The sequence below is a fragment of the Bacillus cereus G9842 genome (assembly GCF_000021305.1).
In the GTDB taxonomy this organism is placed as follows: domain Bacteria; phylum Bacillota; class Bacilli; order Bacillales; family Bacillaceae_G; genus Bacillus_A; species Bacillus_A thuringiensis_S.
In genome coordinates this window covers 1,985,040-2,008,328 of the sequence record NC_011772.1, presented here as the reverse complement: position 1 = coordinate 2,008,328, position 23,289 = coordinate 1,985,040, and the positions used below count along the sequence as shown (strand labels likewise).

Below are 23,289 nucleotides of genomic sequence, written 5' to 3'. Positions count from 1 at the left end.
ATTATTTCAAAACTGCCATAAGAAAGAGTTTAGAAATTGTATATAAGGAATTTTTTCTTTAACAATACTATTTTATATCCAGACATATTTTACATAAAACTACAAATCATTATTTACTGTATTGCCCTTAGTTACGGAAACAATTATACTAGATGTAATCGAAATAAATATTCTGAATATTCTTAGAATTAATGACAAAATTTTTACTACCTGCAAATATAATTATAAATTTGTCCACTAAATAGATTAGAAAACGATAATAAAATTAGGAGGATTACGATGCCCCAGCTTGATTCATTACATCCCACTGTAGAAAAAATAATCAATAATATTGAAAAAATAATGGTCGGAAAACGAAAAGAAACAATCTTAGCTTTGACAGCTCTCTTAGCTGAAGGTCATGTGCTATTAGAAGATGTTCCTGGTGTCGGCAAAACAATGCTAGTACGTGCTCTTTCTAAATCCATTGATGCGGATTACAAGCGAATTCAATTTACACCTGATTTACTGCCATCAGATGTAACAGGAGTTTCTATTTATAATCCGAAAGAGCTCCAATTTGAGTTCAAGCCTGGACCAATTATGGGGAATTTTGTACTTGCTGATGAAATTAATCGTACATCTCCTAAGACACAATCTGCTTTACTTGAATGTATGGAAGAAGGCAATATTACAATAGATGGCATTACAAGGCCTTTACCAAAGCCGTTCTTTGTCATGGCTACACAAAATCCGGTCGAATATGAAGGAACATATTCTCTACCAGAAGCTCAGCTCGATCGTTTCTTATTGAAACTAAAAATGGGATATCCTACACCAGAAGAAGAATTTGAAATTTTAAACCGGATGGAAAAAACAAATCCACTCTCTCAATTACAGGCCATTACTACAATAGAAGAATTACTTTATTTACAACAAAGCGTACGGGTAGTAAGTATGGACAAAGCAATTAAGCATTACATTGTAAAGCTTGTTAATCAGACTCGTACGTATAGCTCTATACAGCTAGGAGCAAGTCCACGTGGCTCAATTGCTTTAATGAAAGCTTCACAAGCTTATGCATTTATCCATGGCAGAAATTATGTTATTCCAGACGATGTTAAATTTTTAGCTCCTTACGTTTTAGCGCATAGGCTCATTCTAAAAATGGAAGCAAAATTTGAAGGGATAACAGGAGAACAAGTTATCGCAAAAATCGTTGCACGAACTACCGTGCCGACTCAAAGGACGATGAACCCTTGATGAAACAAATGCTGCGAGCGCTATATCACGTTATGAAGTTATTGCTACTCCCTTTATGCCTAGTCTTAACATTTGTGTACGCTATGTTTCAAGGAGGGTTTGTAAGTTGGTTTTTATTTTACAGCACAATTCCCATTGCTCTTTATTCACTACTACTCCCCTTCTACGCTTTACGGGACGCTGAAGTAAAACGAACAACAAACCAAAATGGATATGTAGTAGGAGAACAATTTGTAAGCACGATTACAATAAAAAGAAAATTTCCTTTTCCCTTACTTTATTTAGTTATAGAAGATGAACTGCCACCACAATTTATAAGTTGTAAACAAACAAAGATGAATAAGGTAGTACTCTTCCCAGGATTGAAACGAAATATTTCGTTTCAATATGTTATTGACACAATCCCTAGAGGCGAGCACACTTTTTCAAGCGTTCGTGTCAAAACTGGCGATTTATTCGGCATGATGGAGAAAGAAGTAACTTTTTCAGTTCCAGATACATTTTTAGTCTATCCCCAGTATGTAGATATAGCGTATCGACAATTGGAAAATCATTTCGAACAAGGAGCGCTTTCAGCAAATATAAATTCTGCAAAAGACTCTACAATCTCTGTCGGTGTCAGAGACTATAAACCTGGAGATCGCTTTTCATGGATTGATTGGAAAGCAACTGCACGAACAAACAATATTATGACAAAAGAGTTTGAACAACAGCGCAGCCATAATATCATGATATTCATAGACAGAACCGAGTCTCCTCTATTCGAATCAGTCGTCACATTTACTGCCTCTATCGTAAGGGCTGTCTTGAAACAAAATTCACCAGCATCATTCGTGTCTATCGGAAAAGAACAAACTATTTTCCCTTTAGATAATGGAGATACGCAGTTACAACAAATCCTTTGTCATTTAGCAAAAGTACAAGCAGACAGTGTATTCCCGCTCTCCCAGAGTGTAGAAATAGAACTAAGAAAAATTTATGAGCCCGTCACGGTTATACTCGTGACAAGTAATCTTTCTCCCGATATTCAAAAGGCGGCTGATTGTGCTGCTATAAGAAATAGAAAATGTATGATTTTTGTCGTGAAAGAAAAAGCGAATCAACTTTCACACCGAGAACTCAGTATATTAGAAACTCTAAAAAAACGACAAATATTTGTAAACACGGTTTATGAAAACCGGTATACAAACGTGTTTTTTGAGGTGAGCAAATGATAACATTACAAGCAAAATACAAGTGGGATACGAACAAATTCTTCATGCATGCATGTGTATTTCTTCTTTTACTAGAATGGATAAGACCTCTTATAGGTATTACAAATGTAGGTAGATTAGATATTTTCGTAACATTTATAGGAATTTGCTTCGCTCTCTCTTTTTTTCAAACGAGGTGGCAGATTCCAATAAAAATTGTCACAGTCCTATTTATCATTCATTCCCTATATTATAAAAATGCTTTTATAAATCCATCTTGGCTAACAACACTCTTTTCTGATATGTCTCGAAATTCCTCCCTATTTTTCCAAGGGAATTTACTAGATATTTCTCCAGTTTTTCCGACGGTTTTATTTTTTCTCTCATTTTGGTTTTTGAGTTCTTTCACTTCATTTTGGATTATTCATAAAAAACGTGGGTTTTTATTTCTTGTATTGACTATTATTTATATCGCAACTTTTCATAACTTACATTTATACACTGCAAACTACGCTATTATTCGTACTGTTGTCATCGGCTTTTTTATGCTTAGTCTTCTTCAAGTAGAACGGATAAAAGAGCGCGAACACTTACAAAATTATGCTAGGGAAATCTCAAAATTACTTAGACCACTTACAATATTTATTGTATTATTAGCAACCATCGCATACTTTGCTCCAAAATTTGGCCCTCAATGGCCAAACCCAATGGATTTTTTAAAATTCAACACATCTGAAGCAAGTAAAGAACAAAAAGTTTCTACAATTGGGTATGGTTTAGATGACTCGCGATTAGGTGGTCCTTTTAAGGCGGATCCTACAATTGTTTTCACAGCACGAACGCAAAACAAACAATATTGGCGAGTAGAAACAAAAGATTTTTATACAGGAAAAGGCTGGGAAATTTCTGAAAATCCGAAAAAGGTTTCTTTTAAAAATAAAAACGACGTCGTAAGCTGGTACGAACAAAATACAAAAACGGAAACGACTGAGGCAACAATTACCATGCTAAAAAGTTATCCTCACCTTACCTATCCAGCAGGATTAGTATCAGTTGAGGCTTCTTCTGATGTATCATACAGTGTTAACTCGTTTTCAGAAAAAATTTATACAATGAATGGAGACTCTTCTACTACTTTACATTCGTATAAAGTAACATATGAGATCCCTGAGTTTTCCATAGAAAACTTGAAAGCTGTAAAAACAAATGAAGGTCAAGAAACAAATCCTTATTTTATGACAAAGTACACACAACTTCCCGAGTCATTACCACAGCGCGTAAAAGACTTGGCTGCCAATCTTACAAATGATAAAGACAACCGATATGATAAAGTATTAGCTATTGAAAATTACTTCACAGACAACTCTTTTACATACGAATCAACGAATGTCTTATTTCCTGCCAAAAGCCAAGATTATGTAGATCAATTCCTTTTCGATACAAAAAGCGGCTACTGTAATAATTTTTCGACGTCTATGATTGTACTACTTCGTTCTGCCGGGATTCCTGCTCGCTGGGTAAAAGGCTATACAGAAGGAACTCTTGACAATACACTTGCCTCTGCAGAAGGTGCGGATGTTTATACAATCACGAACGATAACGCACACTCTTGGGTCGAAGTATATTTCCCAGGATACGGATGGATTCCATTCGAACCAACAAAAGGATTTACCAATCCCTATAATTTTATAAATAATACGCCTGCTCCTATTTCACAAAATAGCGAAGCAAATAATTCTAATAACGAGCAAATACACCAACGAAATAATGAAGCAAAACTTAAAAGTTTAATAGAACATACAGAAGAAGCTTCTACTAAAAAGGTCACAAATTCTAAAACTAGTTTTTCTTGGTGGTACGTATTCCTCTCTACGATACTAATTAGTATTATGGGATACATTCTCTTCATCACTAGAATGAAATGGATGACATTTCTTATTATTCATTTCTATAGATACCGAAAAGATGATGCTGTTTATCAAAAAGCTTACGGTGCACTTTTAAAACAATTTGCGAGAATTGGCATACCACGGGGTGAAAGTCAAACATTCCGAGAATACGCTCTCCATATCGATACACTTTACAAATCGGCCGATATGCAACAACTTACTGCCAGTTATGAGAACGCTATGTATCAACAGGGGCAGGCTGCAGCAGAATGGAAGACATCCGTACACTTATGGGAAGTGCTTATGAAAAAAGCAGGTTCTCTACCTAAATCAGATGGCTTTGATACAGTTATTTAATCTTGAAAATGTGAGTTTAAAGAAAACGTCTCAAAGAACTACATTGTTCTTTGAGACGTTTTTTAATAAAGTGAAACTCCTAATTATTCTCCAAGTACCTTCTCAATCTCAACCTCTAAATCTACCGGCTTCGTCTGCGGCGCAAAACGCCCTACTACTTTCCCGTCTTTTCCGATTAAAAACTTCGTAAAATTCCATTTCACTGCTTTCATACCGAGTAAACCTGGTGCTTGTTCTGTCATGTATGTATATAAAGGATGAGCCTTATCACCTTTCACATCAACCTTTGCAAACATTGGGAAGTTTACACCGTAGTTTAATTCACAAAAACTAGTAATGTCCGCTTCTGTACCTGGTTCTTGTCCCCCGAATTGGTTACAAGGAAATCCGAGTATTTCGAGTCCTTGGTCTTTATATTTATCATACACCTCTTGTAATCCTTTATATTGCGGTGTGAAACCACATTTACTAGCTACATTTACAATAAGAAGTGCTTTTCCTTCGTAATCTTTTAACGATTTTTCTTCACCTGTAATTGTTTTAGCTGAAAAATTATAAACTGTCATTGTCTTTGCCCCTCTCTTCACTATCATTCTATGTTTATACTATACTACATTCGTGAATATACAGCTCTTATTACGTACTTATACGCTATAATGATAGCGCTTTATTTCCGTTCGAAAATTCGGCACAAACTACTAGACTTTTATGATGGAAAGTTTTACAATCGAAATGTGAATAAAATGTGACAGTTTATATTCCATTATAAAAGAAAAGGATGGTGTTCATTATGAAAACTGCACAACATGAAACGATTTCAAATCGCGAGTTTTATTTCGTACTATATATGATGTTATTGTATGTTACTGGCTGGGTAATCGATGTAAATGGTTTATTCTTAAGCTCCTACTTTAATTTAGCAGGAGAAATTATGCTTCCATTAGTTGGTGGGATTGTTGGACTGTTCATTATGTCTATTAATAAACAACAAACGAAATAATAGTATTACAAAAGGCAGAAGACGAGCTTTCGTTTTCTGCCTTTTTTCTATTTTAGCGTATAATAGAAACATGTAATATATAAGGAGTGGTAAATATGAAAAAAGTAGAGCAATTATCTTCTCACCTATATCTTATTGATGATTTCGATTTACAGCATAATGAACGAACAGGTACGTACGTTTTATTAGGTGAAGATATTACTTTAATTGAAACTTGTGCAGCCCCTTCTCTTCCGTATATTTTAGACGGCTTACAACAATTACATATTGATTTAAACGAAGTTAAAAACATTATCGTTACACATGTTCATTTAGATCACGCCGGTGCTGCTGGTTTAATGATGGAAAAATGCCCAAATGCTACGTTATATGTGCATTCTCGTGGTGCTCGTCATATGATTGATCCAACAAAACTTATTTTAGGTGCAAAAGCTGTGTACAAAGAAGATTTCGATAAACTCTTTGATCCAATTCTTCCAATTGAAGAAGAACGTGTTCATATTGTACAACATGGTGATACGTTAAAAATTGCAGAAGACCGCATCCTTACATTTTATGATACACCAGGGCATGCGAAGCACCATATTAGCATTCACGATTCATTAACAAACGGGATTTTTACTGGCGATACAATTGGAATTTATTATAGAGAACTCGCAGACGTTGATGTAGAGTTATATCTACCATCAACGTCCCCTTCACAATTCCAACCAGATGCGATGATTGCTTCTAAAAATCACATTCAAAGCATGAATGTAGATACTATTTATTTCGGTCATTACGGCGCATCCTCTCATGTTACAGAAATATATAATCAACTGGAACATTGGCTACCTATTTTCGTTCATACTGGTAAGGAAGTCTTTGAACAGTATAATGATTTCGATGAAGCGACTAAAGCTTTACAAACTTTATTAATGGATAAAATCTCTTCTCATCTTACAAAGTTAAACGTTCCAGCAGATCATTCCGTTTATAACATTTTACATCTAGATATAGAAATTAGTGCGATGGGCATTATTGATTATTTCACGAAGCAAGAAAAAGCAAACTCCACTATTAACTAACAGTAAAAGAAGAGATATACAACAGTAGTTATTGTATATCTCTTCTTTTTTTGAATATATTTTGAGTAAAGGATGGTGGAATATAATGCAAAGAGTAATGCTATACCTCTGCTTCACATTATTTATCGTCTTATTATTATTTGTTGGAGTGAAGATTCAATTTTATTTAGATACAGACGCGCAAGTGAACTTTAACGTTTATCCAAGATTATTCTACTTTACACTCTTTCCTCTTTTGGTCGGCATTTTATTACGATTCCTTCAATCCATTAATCACGAAACAAGTAAACAAAACTGGAGTTTTCAACCGGATAAGTTTATCGCTATTACAGTGCCTACAATATTAATTTCCTTTTCTCCAGCACTACTTTTCTCACCACTTGGCGAATACCTACCTTATTTAGCTAATGTTATTCTTATAAATACAACTTTTGTTACGATAATTAGTTTAATAGCTGGTTATTCACTATTAGATTGTTTTATACAAAAGGACAATGCAACGATGAAAAAATATAATTGAATGCTCTATTTAATCGTGCAAGTCAAGGATTGTACCTCCTTGGCTTGTTTTTAGAATAATTATATTCCTGTATAATACAGTTATCGAATAAAATTCGGAGGAATGATACAATGTTTTTTCAATTTTTTCTACTAGCAATCATTATGTCTTTTATTAGTGGTCGACTAATTGGTACAAAACTAAATCTTTTCAAACAAGCAAGTGCAGCAACTTTAGGTGTTTCACTTACGTCAGCTCTGTATTGGTTTTTATATTTACGCTATCAAGATGAATCGGTTGTCGGTGTTGATAGATATTTTTGGCTAGGAAGCTCATTAATTGTATCCATGCTTTGTTACCTAGTTTTTGAATTATTTGATCCTATTAGACGAGGCGAAATGGATGACGTAGTAACGGAAAGCCGAAATCCTATTTCAAAATTCTTCGCAAAGGTTGGTAGACAAAAAAGATATATGCGTGTCTCTTCTATTGCAATAAAACACGGAATGGGTAAATATTTAGCTTTAAAGCGCTCGCCAGAAGCAGATCGTAAGCTCGCCACTTCACTTCGAAATACACTAGAAGAATGCGGCGGTGTATTTATTAAATTCGGACAAGTTTTATCAACTCGCTCTGATTTATTACCACCTGCTTTTATTCACGAGTTATCAAACCTTCAGGAAAATGTAACGCGTTTATCACAAAAACAAGTTGAAGAAATATTAAAAAAGGAACTACATATACCAAAAGATGAAATTTTCAGCTCCTTTGAAATGGAACCGTTAGCTGCCGCCTCTATTGGCCAAGTACATAAAGCGAAGTTGAAAGAAAACGACCAGGATGTCGTCGTTAAACTACTACGTCCTAATATTTCTGAGACAATTAAACGTGACTTAGATATTTTAATTCATTTTTCTTTATGGATTTCCAACAAATCAACTTGGGCTAAAAATATCGGATTTCTTGATTTAGCACATGGCTTCTCCATCGCAATGAAAGAAGAAATTGATTTCAAAATTGAGGCTCGTAACTTCGAACAAGTGTCTGATTCACTAAAAAATAGCGAAACGAAAGTAAAAATACCGAAAGTATATAAAGAATACAGTAATTCAAAAATACTTGTGCTTGAATTTTTAGATGGAGTAAGTGTTAAAAGTGGGTCAGCATTATTAAATGAATTACAAATTGATACGAAAAAAGTACAACGACAACTCTTTGATTGTATTTTAGAGCAAATTTTCTTTAAAGGTATTTTCCATGCAGACCCTCATCCAGGTAATGTGTATGTTCTTCGTGATGGCACACCTGCATTACTTGATTTCGGTTCCGTCGGGCGATTAGGAACACTACAACAAGATGCATTCAAGCGACTACTTATCGGCTTTGAGCGCAAAAATTCTTATGTCTTGCTTGATGGACTGCTTCAATTAGTTGAAAAGAAGCCAAATGTTGATAAAGAGGAATTAGAACAATCTATCAGTCAATTATTAATCCAAAGTACGTATGGTTCTACAAATGGTTCTGAAGAATTCATTCAGGGGCTATTTCAAATAATCGCTGAGTTTGAATTAGCATTTTATCCAATGGTTGCAGGGGCTTTCCGTTCTCTAATTACGCTAGAAGGAACGATGCTGCAACTAAATCCCGAATTCAATTTAATGGACGAAGCGAAACGCTTTGCGAAAGATCATGCAGCTAGTTTCATGTCAGTTAACAATTATTCTAGTTTAAAAGAAGCTGCAACAAACGAATTACTCGCTATGTTACCTGCCATGCGACGCATTCCTAGAAAACTAGATGATTTAAGTTCAAAACTAGAAAACGGAGAACTATCCGTTAAGGTTGGCTTTTTCTCTGACGAAACAAATGCATCGTTTATTACTACATTTATCTCACAATTCCTCATTGCATTTATTGGAACTGCATTTGGTGGGATTTCGGTAGGCGTATTGCATTTAGCAAACAGTGCGACAGAGCCAAATGATCAATTTTTAAGTGTCGTTGGTTACGGTGGTTTATTTATAAGTGCGATATTACTTGTAAGAGTCGCTATTCATGCGGTAAGGAAATTTAAGTAATAATAAAATGAGTATACAATCACGTAGATTGTATACTCATTTTTTATTGTTTACATATTCAATATGTAATAGTTAAACGAAAGAAAGCTTTGAGCTTTTTTACTTATCTCACCTTTTCATCTACATACTCCATAAACTGCTCCGCTTTAATAAATCTTTCTTTGTACGCCTCAGGTACTTCTTCTACTGTTATCCCGCCACTCGATTTCGTTTTTACTAACACAGTTTGATATGACATTAATGCCTCCATATATTGTTCATACTCTTCAGGAGTTAGTACTTCTTTACTAGATTTATGGCCATTTAATTTATCAAAATACGGATGAAGCTCCATTACTACCTTTTTCAATTCCTCTTTTTTAGCTGGTGATAATTGATCGTAATCTATATTACCGTTCGAATCTCCGTACGCAAGCTTTGCACTAGTTAATTTTTTCATTTCTTTTGTAAACTCTTCATATTCCTTCGTACCCATTTCATCTTTCGCTTCTGATAATTTTGCATTAAAACGCATATACGTTTCTAATGCCATTGCTCCGGCATGTTTTTTTAAATTCTCAAAAGATCCGTATATACCATCCGCCATAATAGATTGATACGCAAAACCAGTCGTCGGGATTAAAAGAGCTGCTGCAAGCACTCCTGCAATAAGATGTTTCTTTCTCTTACGCCCTCCTTGATTCATTTTAATTTGAACGATTACTTTTTCTTTTAACTCCGGCGGGGCAACAATCCCCTTCGCTTCTTCTCGTATAGATTCTCTAACTCTACAATCTAAACTCATTTCACATTCCCTACCTCTCCTAAAAAGATTTCTTCTACTTGCTCTTTTTGACGTAGTTTCTTTAATGCCGAATGAATTCTAGATTTCACAGTACCAATTGGAATATGTAATATTTGTGCTACTTCTTCTTGTGAATAATCGTGTAAGTATCTTAAGATAATAACTTGTTTCAATTTATACGGTAATTTATGAATGAGTTCAATTAGTTTTTTGTTTGATATTTTACTTACAACATCGTTAGAAAAATCAATTTGTACTGGTTTTCTTTGCTCTTCTGCTTTTTTTATAATGCGTAGTCGCATCCACCTCTTTCTTCTATAAGAGTGAATTTGTTTAATCGCAAGTCCAATTAGCCAAGGACGAAATGGCTTCTCACTATCATACTTACGAAGCGATTCATATAGTTGTATGTATATTTCTTGAACGACATCATCTACATCTGTTTTATCTTCAATTAAAAAATGTGCTGTTTTATATACTTCTTGAATCGTTTTATCATACAATTCGCTATACGCTTCTTTATTTCCTGATAAAGTCAATTGGATTAAATTTGTATACACTGTTTCATCCTTCACATACCATCCCTCCTTTGTCCTACACTATATATTGGCAAGTAATTACTATTTCGTTCGATTTTTCAATTTTTTTATATAAATTAATATAATGATTCAATCAGTTCATAAGCTTCACTTATAATCACACATAACTATTATATAATTTTCCAATTTCTAATGACGATTTAAAATGATTTATATAGTCAAATTTAGGAGGACATATAATGAAAGCTATCGTTGTAACGTCGTTCGGTGGTCCTGAAGTGATGAAATATACAGATGTGGATATACCCGCTATTTCAGAAGATCAAGTTTTAATTCGTGTTGTTGCTACTAGTGTGAATTTCGCCGATATTAAATCCCGTTATGGTAAAAAAGGAAATAAAGCACTACCTTTTATACCAGGGATAGATGCCGCTGGTATTGTAGAACGTGTCGGTTCTCAAGTGAAAAATATTCATCCTGGACAACGTGTCATTGCTTTTCCTCAAAATGGATCTTACGCAGAATACGTTGTCGCAAACGAAAACCTTACTTTCGTTTTACCTGATGAAGTCGATTTTCAAACTGCAGCTGCTTGTCCGATTGTATCTTTTACAAGCTATAATTTACTCGCAAATGTTGCAAGGCTTCAACAAGGCGAGTCTGTACTCATTCATGCTGCGGCTGGCGGAATTGGTACAACAGCTATTCAACTTGCAAAACGATTAGGGGCTGGAACCGTTATTGGTACTGTCGGAAGTGAAGTAAAAAGAAAAATAGCTTTAAATGCTGGAGCTGATTATGTTATTTGTCACCAAGATGAGGATTTTGTAAAGAAAGTCAACGAACTGACAAACGGTGAAGGGGTTGATGTAATTTTAGACTCTATTTCTGGAACGGTTTCAGAAAAAAGTTTAAATTGTCTCGCTTATTATGGTCGCCTCATTCATTTCGGTAATGCTAGCGGTGAAATTGGTAATTTCCAAACGAAAGATTTACACGCAAGTTGTCGCTCTATACTCGGTTTTAGCTTTGGCACTACACGAAAAAAACGTCCTGAACTACTCCAAGAAACTGCAAATGAAGTTTTCCGTTATTTACGTGATGGCAGTCTAAAAGTAAAAGCAACGAAATCTTTTCCGCTTCAAGATGCAGGGAAAGCACATGAATGGGTCGAAAGTAGAAAAAGTACAGGGAAAGTAATACTAACTGTTCAGTCCTCTTCCTGAAATGAATACTTGAAACCGAGGTGTCATTCATGGGATCACGAATTATGCATGCTATTATCGCTATCAAGATTGCCGAAAAACTATATATCCAAGATAAAACTTCTTTCATACTTGGAGGTGTAGCCCCTGATGCGGTTCATTCAGCAGAAGAAAAAGGAACTTCACACTTTTACGCTGGTACAACGAAAAACTATACGAGAAGGATAGATTTCAATTCTTTTTTTCAAAAATATAAAGCTCATATGGATTCCCCTTTTCTCTTAGGCTATTACACCCATCTCATTGCCGATGACAATTGGCTAAGCGGCTTTTTTCTACCTTGGCTAAAAAATAGAATCGAAAATGACGAAACGATCGCACCCCTGTACTATAACGATTTTAAATTATTAAATGCAAAGTTGCTTCATCATTACGATACAGAACAGCAACTCTTCTCTCTTCTCAACCAAGAGGCTCACATCATGGATATTGAAGAAGTTTCTAAAGAAAACGTTTTTTCTTTTCGAAAGTATCTTTTTGAAGATATGTTGTATCCGGAGCAAAATTTGCATGAAGACTTACAAGTGTTTACGTTTGACCAAATCGTTGGTTATATTGAGACAGCCATTGAAAAAGGCGTATTTTATATTAATCAATTCTCTAATGAAAAATCCACTTCAAACATGTAATCCCCCTCAATATATTTGAGGGGGATTTTCACATAGTAATATTACTATTTGTTCTTTTCCATAACCGCAAAATAATTCCCTTCGCTATCAGCAAAGTTAAATACTTTACCAGAAGGCATAGTTACCATTTCTCCAACAGTAACATTTTTATTTTTTAAATCTGCATATAATTGATCCAGATTTTCTGAGAAGAACATTAAGGACGGTGTACCAAGATTTAATTCTGGGCTCATTTTCGAAATAACTTCTTTATTATGTAGTATAATGCTCGTTTCAGCACCATTAGTCGGAGCGATTTCAATCCATCTCATTCCTTGCTTGTTATCTTCCTCTGCTACTACATGAAACCCTACCTTTTCCGTCCAAAAATTTACTGCCTCATCTTGATTATTTACATACAGCATAATTTGTCCAACTTTATGGATCATTTCATTTCCCCCTAATGGTTTTTTATATTCTATGTAGGTTTCCACAGGTGCTATCGTTATTCCTTTTGAGTTGGTATGTACTTCTTTGCAAAATTTATCGACTGACTCATCCCATCCAGTTCGTCAAAATAATCATTTCTTTCAATCATGTTATATCCGTCGAATCCAATTTCATCTAATACTTTGAAAAATATATCGAAATCCACTTCACCATTTCCTACTGCTACTTCTATATACTTACTTGAACGATCGCTTTTCACTTCTTTACAATCTTTAATATGAGTTTGTACTATATAATCTTTTAATAGTAATAAACTTTCTTCCGGATTTTCATTTACATCACTTATTAAATTTGCTGGGTCAAAGTTAACAGCTAGTCCTTTCGAGTTTACAGTTTCTAAAAATTGTTTTAATACTATTGTTTTTTCAGATCCCGTCTCAATAGCAAAGACTCCCCCAAGTTTGAATGCTAATTCCCCTATCTCATAACAAACCCGTATCATTTTATCATAGTACTCACTTTTTTCATCATCTGGAACTTTCCCAATATGAGCTGTTATTATCTTTGCTCCCAGCTCCAAACCTCTGTCAGTAATATATTTAATCTGATCTATTGCACTGTCAACTTCTGTTCCTGTAATTCCATTTTCTCCAAAACTAATTGCTAATGATGGAATCTTTATTCCATTAAAAGATAAGCTTTTCTTTAAAGCAGTCCATTCTACCACTGGAATATTAGCTAAGTTGAAGTTTTTATTCATAGCATATAATTGAATATATTCTAAATCCCATTCCCTTGCTTTTTGTATTCCTTCGTTTACTTCAATATGTTTCGTATTCAAAAACATTCCTAATTTCCTATCCATATATGTACCTTCTTTTTATTATTTCGCATCAATTTAATATTCGACTTTTTTTTATATTACTTCCTTTTACATATGTTGATTTAAAAAATGATGATAGATACATTTTAATAACCATTAATAAACCTCCTTGTATTATTCAATTGCAAATAAAAAAAGACGTAACTACAAATAGTTACGCCTTCCCCATTATTTATCTAGGCTTTTTCTTCCCAGTAAATGCTGGTTTCTTTTTCTTTGGTGCTTTCGGTTTCGTTTCTACGAATGATCCGTTGAACATTTCTTGCTTCGTAAATACGATGCCTAGTTTTTTCGCAAATTGCAGTAATTTACGTTCTTCTTGTTCTGTTACAAGAGAAACTACTGTTCCTTCTTTACCCATACGTCCAGTACGTCCTGAGCGGTGAATGTATTGGTCTACTGTGTCTGGTAACTCTAAGTGAATTACATGTGTTAAATCATCAATATCGATACCGCGTGCTGCAATATCAGTAGCAAGGAGAATCTCTAGTTTCCCACCACGGAATGCACGCATCGTCGCTTCACGCTCTTGCTTACTTGCTTCTGCATGAAGAGCTGCTGCTTTCATTTTACGGAATTGCAATTTCTGAGTAATTTCATCTAAACGGAATGGGTCATTTAAGAAAGCAACTGCTTTTACATCGCCCATATGCATAATTCTTCTTACGTAATCATTTTTTTCGCGTCGCTCACAAATGATATACGTATGTTCAACTAAGCTTTTTGACTCTGCACGTGTTATACGCATTAATTGTGGTTCAACTGCTAAATCGCGTGCAGCATCTTCTGCCGCTTTTGTAATTGTCGCCGAGAAGAATACTAATTGACGATCTCGCATTGTAGATTTAATTACATCTTGTACTGCGCCCATCATCTTTTGTTTTACAATTTGATCAAACTCATCAAATACAATCGTTTTTACTTCATGCATCTTTAACTTTTTCATTCGAATTAATTCTAAAATACGTCCTGGTGAACCGACAATTACTCTCGGGTGTTTCTTTAATTTTTCAACTTGGCGCTTAATATCTGCACCACCAATTAAAGATGCCCCTGAAATTTCAGTTCCTGCTGTAAACTTTTGAACCTCTTCATGAATTTGCATGACAAGTTCACGTGTTGGTGCTAAAACAACAACTTGTGGCTGTTTTACTTCAGGATTAATTTTATGTAAAAGGGGTAATAAGTACGCTAATGTTTTTCCTGTTCCAGTTGGAGATTCAGCTATAACGTCTTGTCCTTCTAAAATAGTTGGAATCGCTTGTTTTTGAATTTCAGTTAATTCTTTAAAACCAGCCTTCTCCCAAGCTTCTTGTAAAAATGGTTGCATATCTTTTATCATTTGTTTTTCTCCTTTATCTCTATTTTTGAAGAAAATGCTGTATTGTTCGCACCGTTTCTATCATGTGTGAAATAACAGCTATTAAATCATCAACATGGTCTTCTGTAATCGCTTTTTGAAATAGAACCTCTACCTTATTATGATATGAAATCGCTTGCTTATTATATTCGTATGAAACTTTCTGCATAATCATTCTTTCTTTTCCCCATATAGAACGCATTAAAGTTTCAATTTCTTCGCATCCTACTTCTGGTTGTTCTAACGGGAATGAAAATGCTAGCTTCATTTCACAACCTGGTGTAAACTGAGGCACTTCTAGTATTTCACCAGACAAGTTCTTTGCATCCACAGATAATGAAAATGTTGCTTCTACTAATGGTTCAAACGGTTCTGTTAATTGAAATGAGATATGATATATACGACTTAATGAAGCAAGGTTCATCATATCTTTTCGATCTGTTACAAGAATATCTCCATGTAGATCAAAATCATACACAGCACCTTCTACGATTACTTTTAAATTGTCAAAAGCAGTTGGATCAAACATAATTTCCTCCAAAAAACAGGCGCCTTTCGATGGAAAGGCGCCACTTGATGTATATATAGTTTACAGATAAACGAGATGAATTACAACCTTTTAGAATAAACCTACTGCTTTTCCATCTTCATTTACATCCATTTGAAGTGCTGCTGGTTGTTTTGGAAGACCTGGCATTGTTAACATTGTACCTGTTAACGCAACGATAAAGCCTGCACCGATAGATGGTTTTAACTCACGAATTGTAACGATAAAGTCAGATGGACGACCTAATTTTGTTGCATCGTCAGAAAGAGAGTATTGAGTTTTCGCCATACAAACTGGTAGGTTACTCCAACCTTCTCCTTCATATTGAGCTAATTGCTTACGTGCTTTCGGAGCAAATTCAATATCTTTTGCGCCATATACTTTTTGAGCAATTGTACGAATTTTTTCTTCTAAGGGTAATTCTAATTCATAAAGTGGTGCGTAGTTGTTTTCACCTTTTTCGATTTCTTTTAGTACTTTTTCAGCAAGATCAACTCCGCCTTGGCCACCTTTCTCCCAAACTTCTGTTAAGGATACTGCATAGCCACGCTCATTACACCACTCTTGTAAGTATGTAACTTCTGCATCTGTATCTGTAATGAATTTATTAATTGCAATTACGAAAGGCACACCGAAGCTTTGAATTGTTTCAACATGCTTCTGTAAGTTTTCCATACCTTTTGCTAATGCATCTACATTTTCTTCTTTTAATTGATCTTTTGCAACGCCGCCATGCATTTTAAGCGCACGAATAGTCGCAACAATAACAACTGCTTCTGGTTTAATACCAGCTGCACGGGCTTTAATATCTAAAAACTTTTCAGCGCCTAAATCAGCACCGAATCCAGCTTCTGTAATAACATAATCACCTAATTTTGCTGCCATTGTCGTAGCGATAACACTGTTACAACCGTGAGCAATATTCGCAAATGGTCCACCATGAATAATAGCTGGTGTATTTTCTAACGTTTGTACTAAGTTTGGCTTTAATGCGTCTTTTAATAATAGCGTTAACGCACCTTCTACACCTAAATCTTTAACCGTTACAGGTTGATTTGCAAAGTTATAAGCAACTACGATGCGAGATAGACGTGCTTTTAAGTCTTGAATATCTGTTGCAAGGCAGAACACGGCCATAATTTCAGATGCTACTGTAATGTCAAAACCGTCTTCACGTGGTACACCTTGTACAGGTCCACCAAGACCAATTACTACATTACGAAGGGCACGATCATTTAAGTCAACACAGCGTTTCCAAACGATTTTACGCGTATCAATTCCAAGTGTGTTTCCTTGTTGGATATGATTATCAATAAACGCTGCTAATGCGTTATTGGCAGTTGTGATCGCATGGATATCTCCAGTAAAGTGAAGGTTAATGTCTTCCATTGGTACGACTTGTGAAAAACCGCCACCTGCTGCTCCACCTTTTAATCCCATCGTTGGTCCAAGAGATGGTTCACGAAGTGCAATTACTGTTTTCTTACCAATTTTATTAAAAGCTTGACCTAAACCAACTGTTACTGTTGATTTACCTTCTCCAGCTGGAGTTGGGTTAATCGCTGTTACTAAAACAACTTTACCGTCTTTCTCATCTTGTAAGCGCTTAAAAATATCAAGAGATAACTTACCTTTATAATGCCCGTATGGCTCTAATTCATCTTCTAAAATATTTAAATCAGCTGCAATTTCTTGAATCTTCTTCATACTCGCTTCTTGTGCGATTTCAATATCGGATTTCACTGTTGTAGTAGTTGTCATATACCCTAGTCCCCCTTTAATTGGTTCTGATGATATTGTATCAGTTTTTTGTATTTTCTGCACTTATTTACCTCCTAAAAATTCTTTCATTTCTTTATACGTTTTTTAACATAAATACCCATAAGAATGTTAACGATTGTTGTAACTCTGTAGGTAGTTGACCTAGCATCTTCTCATTTACTCCGCGCTTATATACGCCGATGCCATCTACAACTTCAAAACCTTGTTCTTTCGCTAACTGTTCAAATTCCCAAGGCATCATCGTATTACAAACAACGTCTTTTCCATACAAGCGAGGATAACTGTTCTCTCGTGGCTTTGCTGTCGGTCCTAAAATTGCAATACATGCATATCCATCTTTCTTTAACACACGCTTTATTTCATTTAACGCTCGTAATGGCTCTTCCGTCCATTCTAAAGAATTAATTGCCATAATTGATTCAAATTGCTCATTTTCAAATGGTAATGCAGAAAGATCTCCTTTTATAAAAGATAAATTTGGTCCTTCTCCGCGCTCCTTACCTTTTTGAATCATCACTTCCGATAAATCTACTCCCACTGCTTTATAGCCTGCGCGACTTAATTTATATGTACCGTACCCATCACCACAACCAACATCGAGCACTTGTGCTTCTTTCTTCACGTATTGTTCAAAAAACGGAATAATTGTGCTCCTACTCCCGCTATCCCACATTTCCTGACTATTTTGATTCCAAAACTCCGCACTACTATCCCATTTCTTCTCTGCTGATTCATGCCAATTAAATGTTGTCATACATTCCCCTACCTTCACGTATTATCATTCATTTCATTCTACATCATTTTCCAAAATTCCTGTTTTATCCCGCTTGCAGTAAGACACCTACCCCAAAATTCAATGGATGCGGACCAGTTAATGGGAGAGAATTGCTCATAAAAATCCAATTGTCGCTGGCTGATAATCAGTCCTAGTGGAAAAAATTCCACACTTTATCTTCAATAGGAGATGGATATGTTAACGATGGAATGCGTATTCTCCAATTTTTGCTTTACTTGGGTTTAACTCATACTCATGCTCTTCTCATTTTGAAAGATACTATAGATACACCCAATTGAAAGAGAGGGATGTACATGCGAAGAAAGAGAAATCATCATTTTAAAAGTGGTGAAAAAAACGAAGAGTATGCTGCTGAAATATCACCAGCTGGCATTCCAATTAGACATAAGCGTAAAGAAATTGCAAATGAGATAGAAGGTACAAATACCGGCACAATGGTAGGCTATGTCGCCTTATTTCTTTCGTTATTCTCCATTGCTTTTTATCCCGTTACGCTCGGCTCCCTAGCAATTTTAGTTGGCCTATTAGCTGTCAATTTCGGAGCAAGAACACTTGGATATACAGCAATTGGCTTTGGTAGTTTTTCTGTTTTATTTACTTTACTTTATCCGCTTGCTTTGTCAGCGTTTTAAAAAAACACACCAAGTTATACTTGGTGTGTTCATTCATGATACAACATAATATGACCGCATCCACAACAATGTTTCGCTGTAATTTCTTGAAACACTGGATAATTTTCTTCATCTCGATGCTCAATAAATACTTTTTCAAATCGATACATGTTTGGTGCATATGCCCAATCTTGTTTCGTACGTGCATATAACGTTGAGGAAAAAAACTCCTCACCACCGCAAACGATACATGTGTTCTTCATCGCTATCCCTCCTATGCTTGTCTTACTTCATCTATATGAACATAAGCATAAAAAAAAGACCTTCTATTACTAGAAAGTCTTCTCTGAAACAAAAAGAAATGTACCAAACATTCCTACTCCGCTATATTCTTTTGAAACACCAGCTTCTGTTTTAAATGTTTGCTTTACAGTCATAAAGAATACACCATTTCGTGCATCTGTACTTTCAAATTGTAGTTTTTCTTTTTTACCATCTACATTTTGCGTGCATTCAAAACTACTCTCATTACAATTCAACGCATACTTATCCTCTACATACACTTTAAAATCTGATTCTTTCGGACAAGTTATAAGTAATATTGCCACGAGAATAATACTTATAATACCCACAATTGTATAATATTTCTTCATTTGTACTCCTTTCAAATGACAAGAAAACTTGACTTCATACGCCAAGTTTTCTTAGTCAACAACCCATTGCCACTCTTGTTCTTTCTTATCAAAAATGAGCCAACCTGTTTCTGTTGCTTCCTCTTTCAATTCATCGATATTATCTAACACCTCATCCGTACTTTCATACGAACCAACTACATATACCGGAATTTCAAGACCTCTTCTTGACTCAATCTTCCCTGCTAGATCTATGTAAAGACCATCTTCCATTAGTGGAATCAGCCCCATGATCAATTCTTTTGAAATTGCTGGGAAAATTTTTGATTTTTGGAAGAAAGAAAAACGTTTCTTACCGAAAGCACCGAGTTTATACGGAATGACTTTACTTAACATTCCTACAAAATCAGCAATTCTACGATAATACACTTTGTTGTACCATCCGTCATCATGTGAAAAATAAACAAATCGATTTTTCAACAGCGGAAAGAATGTTCTTGCAAGTGGTTCTTTTTTGTGAGCCAAATATAATAATTCTGCAATTTCTTTCGGCTCTAATTCATCTAAATCGCTTGCATCATCAAAATCTACCCAACAAAATTCATCAAATTCATCAATCTCTGCTTGAATTAACTTATGTATATTTTCTTCCTCAACATATTCAAATAAAGTATGATAATGAAAATCCGTCCATTCAAAGTTGTGCTTCAAAAGCAACACTTGATGAAGCGGTGAAGGGATGTTACTCGCAAACTCTTTAAACGTAATTCCTGATGTAATAAAACAATGACCTCGACGATTACCATTAATATATATCATATTCTTTACTTGGTCAGATCCTCCAGACAAAGCACCTAGCCACCTTCGTTTTATATGTTTCAATTCTATAGCATATTTTAACATGAAAAATTTTAGAAACATAGAAAAAACTTCAAAAACTATTTACAATTTCATGTGTTTTATTACATAGTGATTACAAGAAAAAACGCCTGCTCATAAGCAGGCGTTTTTAAAGGATTTCATCAGGGTTTTGAGGATGATGATTTCCCTCTTTCTTTTCTTCTTTTTGGAACATCGATTGAATTTTATCAATTGTTTGCGGAGCTAATTCAATCATTTTTTCTGCTAAATGTGTCGCATTTTGTAAATGAAGAATATTTACTCCATCTTTATTCACCACAAGAAATGCTACTGGTGTAATCGAAACACCACCCGCGCTACCGCCACCAAATGCAGCGTTACCGTTCGCTCTTTGTCCATCATTCGTTTGGAAATCAGAACCTCCTGCTCCAAAACCGAACGCTACTTTAGAAACCGTTAACACCACACCACCGTCAGCCGTTTGAACAGGCTCTCCAACAATCGTATTTACATCAACCATTTCTTTTAAATTTTCCATTGCTGCTTTCATTAACCCTTGAATTGGATGATCCACCGTTCATAACCTCCTTTGTCATATCTTTCCTAGTTTTTCCGAAAGTTTGTGAACTAAACATAAAATTTTATATTGATTTCAAAAAACTTAAGTTGTAATATTTAGAAAAATAAAAAAGAGGTCGATTCGTTATGATGCGAAAATTAACAAAGAAAGATCATGAACAAGTATTCGCTTATCTAAAAGAAGAAGCAGCCCTTAACTTGTTTATTATTGGAGATATTGAAGCTTTCGGTTATGACACAGATTTTCAAGAATTATGGGGAGTATTTAAAGAGAATGGAACATTAAAATCAATTCTACTCCGATTCCACGATTCATTTATACCCTATAGTAAAGAAGAATTTATTACCACTGATTATGAGGCACTTCTTTCCGCATATAAGCCACTTAAACTCTCTGGTAAGTCGACTATCGTAGAACAATTTGAAACTGCTTCAAATATACAACTAGGTACTAAAAATGAAATGTATTTTTGCGAATGTCTAAATGACAACAACTTACCTAGCACACCAATTCATGAAACAATTAAACTTGCCTCACTCGATGATATAGAACGAATTATGAAATTACGAAGTGACATCGCTGAATTTCCGACTACCAATGAATCAGAGAAAATATTAAGTCAGACTATCAAAACAAATACAGGACGCACATACTATATTGAAAAAGATGGCGTGATCATCGCATCCGCCTCTACTTCCGCTGAAAATTCATTATCCGCTATGGTAGTTGGTGTATGTACACACCCGAATTATCGCGGAAATGGCTACGCTTCACTCATATTACAAAAAATGATCCAAGACTTTACGAAAGAAGGCCGAACACTTTGTTTATTTTATAACAATCCAGCTGCTGGACGAATTTATAAACGACTAGGATTTAAAGACATTGGAATGTGGACGATGTATCGATAATAAGAAGTACTCTATAAGAGGAAATAGTTGTAACTTAGCAATAAAAGCCGATTACACAAAAACTTCACACCGTTATTATGAAGAAACTACTTGAGGAGCGAGGACTCTAACTAAAAAATGGTATGCATTCAAACTAAATTTAGACAGATAAAGTGAAACTTTAATCAGTGGGGGGGTTTCTCCATCCCCCACTGATTATTAGTTGAACCAATCGGACTTTTATGGGCAGTTGATCCCCCACCTAACTTCTTTGCTTTCGCTGCATTTTGAGGTGGGGGTCTTACTGCCCATTAAAGCGGGATAAACGCCCCAGTTGCATCTACTCCAGCAATTGGGGCTTTTATCCTCAAATTCTTTCCACTATATTTATGAAACACTTATCACACTTATATCGCTATTATCTTTCCGTACAAATGCCCTTCTAAATATTACTGTGTCTCATTATACTTTGCTTTAAAATCAATATATTCCTGTTTCGCATCTTTGTTATTACCTTGGTGACTATCAAAATATGTATGTATTTGTGATATGTGTTCTACTAACTTTCCTTCTTCATTTCTCTTATTATAATTCATTACAATACTTACTTCCAATATCTGCTCTGAACCCTTTGTAAACTCAATATGCAGTGCGATCGATCCACCACCATATTCATCATATTGTATTTTCAACTTATCATTAATAATACTTTGAAACTCTGATTCAGTTAGTTTATATCCAACAGTACTAGGCTGACCAAACTTTTTTATATCATCTCCTGGCTTCATCTTTAGTTTCCCAATCCCTTTTAAACGATCTACAATTAAGTTCACGTATGAAACATCCAGACTTGAATCCGTACTTTGTACCTGTCCATTCTCATAACTAATATTTGTACTATAATTAACTTCTTCTCTATAATTTTTATTATCTACTTTCGAGGTAATTTCTTGTGTTGTATTTCCATATAAACTTTTATCTTTCGTATTATATATACCTTTCGAAGTTTGATAAATTGTTTTACTGTGCTCTCCATCTTCCTTTTGCTCATATGTACTATATATACCTCTTTGTTTCACATACGCATATCCATCATCACTCGCAGACATAACCTTTTTCATGTCACCTTCATCCAAAGCTTTGACAAACGGCTCATAATCTATCTTTTTTTCAAAAAAACTACATGCTTGTAATAGGCTGATTGCTATTATGATAGTAATCATTTTAGAAACCCTTTTTTTGTTCATTTCATCATCACACTACCCACTCTATATTTTCAATTAGATAACCTACTAATCACTTTTATCACCTTACATAAGTAAATTTTCTTTTCGTAGTTCAAATACTCTCCTATAAATTATTACTTTTTCATCATC

General features: G+C 34.9%; 25 protein-coding genes. 11 read left to right on the top strand and 14 right to left on the bottom strand.

Annotation, left to right across the window (positions count from 1 at the left end; all coding sequences use genetic code 11):
* The first annotated feature begins 279 nt into the window (after positions 1 to 279).
* Genes BCG9842_RS10150 through BCG9842_RS10140 form a run of 3 tightly spaced genes read left to right on the top strand, consistent with a single transcriptional unit; the run spans position 280 to position 4,681 of the window.
* A complete protein-coding gene (locus BCG9842_RS10150; protein ID WP_001135803.1) occupies positions 280 to 1,242 on the top strand; it encodes an AAA family ATPase in 963 nt (320 codons plus the stop codon).
* On the top strand, positions 1,242 to 2,456 hold the full coding sequence (locus tag BCG9842_RS10145; protein ID WP_000812152.1) for a DUF58 domain-containing protein: 1,215 nt from the start codon (positions 1,242 to 1,244) through the stop codon (positions 2,454 to 2,456). Before BCG9842_RS10150 ends, BCG9842_RS10145 begins: the two co-directional genes overlap by 1 nt.
* On the top strand, positions 2,453 to 4,681 hold the full coding sequence (locus BCG9842_RS10140; RefSeq protein WP_000631747.1) for a transglutaminase TgpA family protein: 2,229 nt from the start codon (positions 2,453 to 2,455) through the stop codon (positions 4,679 to 4,681). Before BCG9842_RS10145 ends, BCG9842_RS10140 begins: the two co-directional genes overlap by 4 nt.
* An 83-nt stretch (positions 4,682 to 4,764) precedes the next feature.
* Here BCG9842_RS10140 and bsaA read toward each other — a convergent pair whose 3' ends face one another.
* Positions 4,765 to 5,247 carry a glutathione peroxidase gene (gene bsaA / locus BCG9842_RS10135; protein WP_000219526.1) on the bottom strand — a complete coding sequence of 161 codons (483 nt, stop codon included), beginning with the start codon at positions 5,245 to 5,247 and terminating at the stop codon, positions 4,765 to 4,767.
* Between the two features lie 224 nt (positions 5,248 to 5,471).
* Here bsaA and BCG9842_RS10130 point away from each other — a divergent pair, with 224 nt between their 5' ends.
* From BCG9842_RS10130 to BCG9842_RS10115, 4 genes are all read left to right on the top strand, one after another.
* Positions 5,472 to 5,681, top strand: coding sequence for a DUF3925 domain-containing protein (locus BCG9842_RS10130; protein WP_000844984.1), 210 nt, complete (start codon positions 5,472 to 5,474; stop codon positions 5,679 to 5,681).
* A gap of 95 nt (positions 5,682 to 5,776) precedes the next feature.
* The gene (locus BCG9842_RS10125) at positions 5,777 to 6,748 is read left to right on the top strand and encodes an MBL fold metallo-hydrolase (protein WP_000755005.1); all 972 of its coding nucleotides are present in this window, start codon (positions 5,777 to 5,779) and stop codon (positions 6,746 to 6,748) included.
* Between the two features lie 85 nt (positions 6,749 to 6,833).
* Positions 6,834 to 7,268: a hypothetical protein gene (locus tag BCG9842_RS10120; protein ID WP_001190002.1), complete on the top strand. Its 435-nt coding sequence runs from the start codon at positions 6,834 to 6,836 to the stop codon at positions 7,266 to 7,268.
* 110 nt (positions 7,269 to 7,378) lie between these two features.
* Positions 7,379 to 9,325, top strand: coding sequence for an ABC1 kinase family protein (locus BCG9842_RS10115; protein WP_000466000.1), 1,947 nt, complete (start codon positions 7,379 to 7,381; stop codon positions 9,323 to 9,325).
* A 103-nt stretch (positions 9,326 to 9,428) separates the two neighbouring features.
* Here the strand turns inward: BCG9842_RS10115 and BCG9842_RS10110 are convergent, their stop codons facing one another.
* Together BCG9842_RS10110 and BCG9842_RS10105 are read right to left on the bottom strand one after the other, a co-directional pair.
* Positions 9,429 to 10,109 (bottom strand): DUF3600 domain-containing protein, encoded by a 681-nt coding sequence (locus tag BCG9842_RS10110; RefSeq protein WP_000050699.1) that lies wholly within the window; start codon positions 10,107 to 10,109, stop codon positions 9,429 to 9,431.
* A complete protein-coding gene (locus tag BCG9842_RS10105) occupies positions 10,106 to 10,684 on the bottom strand; it encodes a sigma-70 family RNA polymerase sigma factor (RefSeq protein WP_000651123.1) in 579 nt (192 codons plus the stop codon). The genes BCG9842_RS10110 and BCG9842_RS10105 overlap by 4 nt, the downstream gene beginning before the upstream one ends.
* A gap of 203 nt (positions 10,685 to 10,887) precedes the next feature.
* On the opposite strand from BCG9842_RS10105, the gene BCG9842_RS10100 reads away from it, so the two are divergent.
* Positions 10,888 to 11,874, top strand: a complete 987-nt coding sequence (locus BCG9842_RS10100) for a quinone oxidoreductase family protein (RefSeq protein ID WP_000644643.1) — start codon at positions 10,888 to 10,890, stop codon at positions 11,872 to 11,874.
* 29 nt (positions 11,875 to 11,903) lie between these two features.
* Entirely contained in the window at positions 11,904 to 12,542 is a 639-nt protein-coding gene (locus tag BCG9842_RS10095; RefSeq protein ID WP_000535582.1) for a zinc dependent phospholipase C family protein, read from the top strand.
* Between the two features lie 44 nt (positions 12,543 to 12,586).
* Here the strand turns inward: BCG9842_RS10095 and BCG9842_RS10090 are convergent, their stop codons facing one another.
* The 6 genes from BCG9842_RS10090 to BCG9842_RS10065 all read right to left on the bottom strand — a co-directional run bounded on the left by BCG9842_RS10090 (position 12,587) and on the right by BCG9842_RS10065 (position 18,297).
* Entirely contained in the window at positions 12,587 to 12,970 is a 384-nt protein-coding gene (locus tag BCG9842_RS10090; RefSeq protein ID WP_000581472.1) for a VOC family protein, read from the bottom strand.
* 56 nt (positions 12,971 to 13,026) lie between these two features.
* Positions 13,027 to 13,836, bottom strand: a complete 810-nt coding sequence (locus BCG9842_RS10085; RefSeq protein WP_000375201.1) for a sugar phosphate isomerase/epimerase family protein — start codon at positions 13,834 to 13,836, stop codon at positions 13,027 to 13,029.
* Between the two features lie 190 nt (positions 13,837 to 14,026).
* Positions 14,027 to 15,196: a DEAD/DEAH box helicase gene (locus tag BCG9842_RS10080; protein WP_000588598.1), complete on the bottom strand. Its 1,170-nt coding sequence runs from the start codon at positions 15,194 to 15,196 to the stop codon at positions 14,027 to 14,029.
* Positions 15,197 to 15,215: 19 nt separating this feature from the next.
* Positions 15,216 to 15,743, bottom strand: coding sequence for a hypothetical protein (locus BCG9842_RS10075; RefSeq protein ID WP_000460231.1), 528 nt, complete (start codon positions 15,741 to 15,743; stop codon positions 15,216 to 15,218).
* 90 nt (positions 15,744 to 15,833) lie between these two features.
* Positions 15,834 to 17,522: a formate--tetrahydrofolate ligase gene (locus BCG9842_RS10070; RefSeq protein WP_014482011.1), complete on the bottom strand. Its 1,689-nt coding sequence runs from the start codon at positions 17,520 to 17,522 to the stop codon at positions 15,834 to 15,836.
* Positions 17,523 to 17,616: 94 nt separating this feature from the next.
* The gene (locus BCG9842_RS10065; protein ID WP_000206579.1) at positions 17,617 to 18,297 is read right to left on the bottom strand and encodes a class I SAM-dependent methyltransferase; all 681 of its coding nucleotides are present in this window, start codon (positions 18,295 to 18,297) and stop codon (positions 17,617 to 17,619) included.
* A 335-nt stretch (positions 18,298 to 18,632) separates the two neighbouring features.
* Between BCG9842_RS10065 and BCG9842_RS10060 the strand changes: the two genes are divergently transcribed.
* The gene (locus tag BCG9842_RS10060) at positions 18,633 to 18,971 is read left to right on the top strand and encodes a hypothetical protein (RefSeq protein ID WP_001253202.1); all 339 of its coding nucleotides are present in this window, start codon (positions 18,633 to 18,635) and stop codon (positions 18,969 to 18,971) included.
* A 29-nt stretch (positions 18,972 to 19,000) separates the two neighbouring features.
* On the opposite strand, the gene BCG9842_RS10055 is transcribed toward BCG9842_RS10060, so the two are convergent.
* The 4 genes from BCG9842_RS10055 to ytfJ all read right to left on the bottom strand — a co-directional run bounded on the left by BCG9842_RS10055 (position 19,001) and on the right by ytfJ (position 21,017).
* The gene (locus BCG9842_RS10055) at positions 19,001 to 19,213 is read right to left on the bottom strand and encodes a hypothetical protein (protein WP_000798747.1); all 213 of its coding nucleotides are present in this window, start codon (positions 19,211 to 19,213) and stop codon (positions 19,001 to 19,003) included.
* Positions 19,214 to 19,282: 69 nt separating this feature from the next.
* Complete coding sequence (locus tag BCG9842_RS10050) at positions 19,283 to 19,603, bottom strand: hypothetical protein (RefSeq protein WP_000761171.1); 321 nt, start codon at positions 19,601 to 19,603, stop codon at positions 19,283 to 19,285.
* Between the two features lie 51 nt (positions 19,604 to 19,654).
* On the bottom strand, positions 19,655 to 20,431 hold the full coding sequence (locus tag BCG9842_RS10045; protein ID WP_000014087.1) for an oxalate:formate antiporter: 777 nt from the start codon (positions 20,429 to 20,431) through the stop codon (positions 19,655 to 19,657).
* 160 nt (positions 20,432 to 20,591) lie between these two features.
* The gene (gene ytfJ / locus BCG9842_RS10040) at positions 20,592 to 21,017 is read right to left on the bottom strand and encodes a GerW family sporulation protein (protein ID WP_000349986.1); all 426 of its coding nucleotides are present in this window, start codon (positions 21,015 to 21,017) and stop codon (positions 20,592 to 20,594) included.
* Between the two features lie 131 nt (positions 21,018 to 21,148).
* Between ytfJ and BCG9842_RS10035 the strand changes: the two genes are divergently transcribed.
* Complete coding sequence (locus BCG9842_RS10035) at positions 21,149 to 21,934, top strand: GNAT family N-acetyltransferase (protein WP_000984758.1); 786 nt, start codon at positions 21,149 to 21,151, stop codon at positions 21,932 to 21,934.
* A 428-nt stretch (positions 21,935 to 22,362) separates the two neighbouring features.
* Here BCG9842_RS10035 and BCG9842_RS10030 read toward each other — a convergent pair whose 3' ends face one another.
* The gene (locus BCG9842_RS10030; RefSeq protein WP_000628346.1) at positions 22,363 to 23,136 is read right to left on the bottom strand and encodes a DUF3952 domain-containing protein; all 774 of its coding nucleotides are present in this window, start codon (positions 23,134 to 23,136) and stop codon (positions 22,363 to 22,365) included.
* Positions 23,137 to 23,289: the final 153 nt, after the last annotated feature.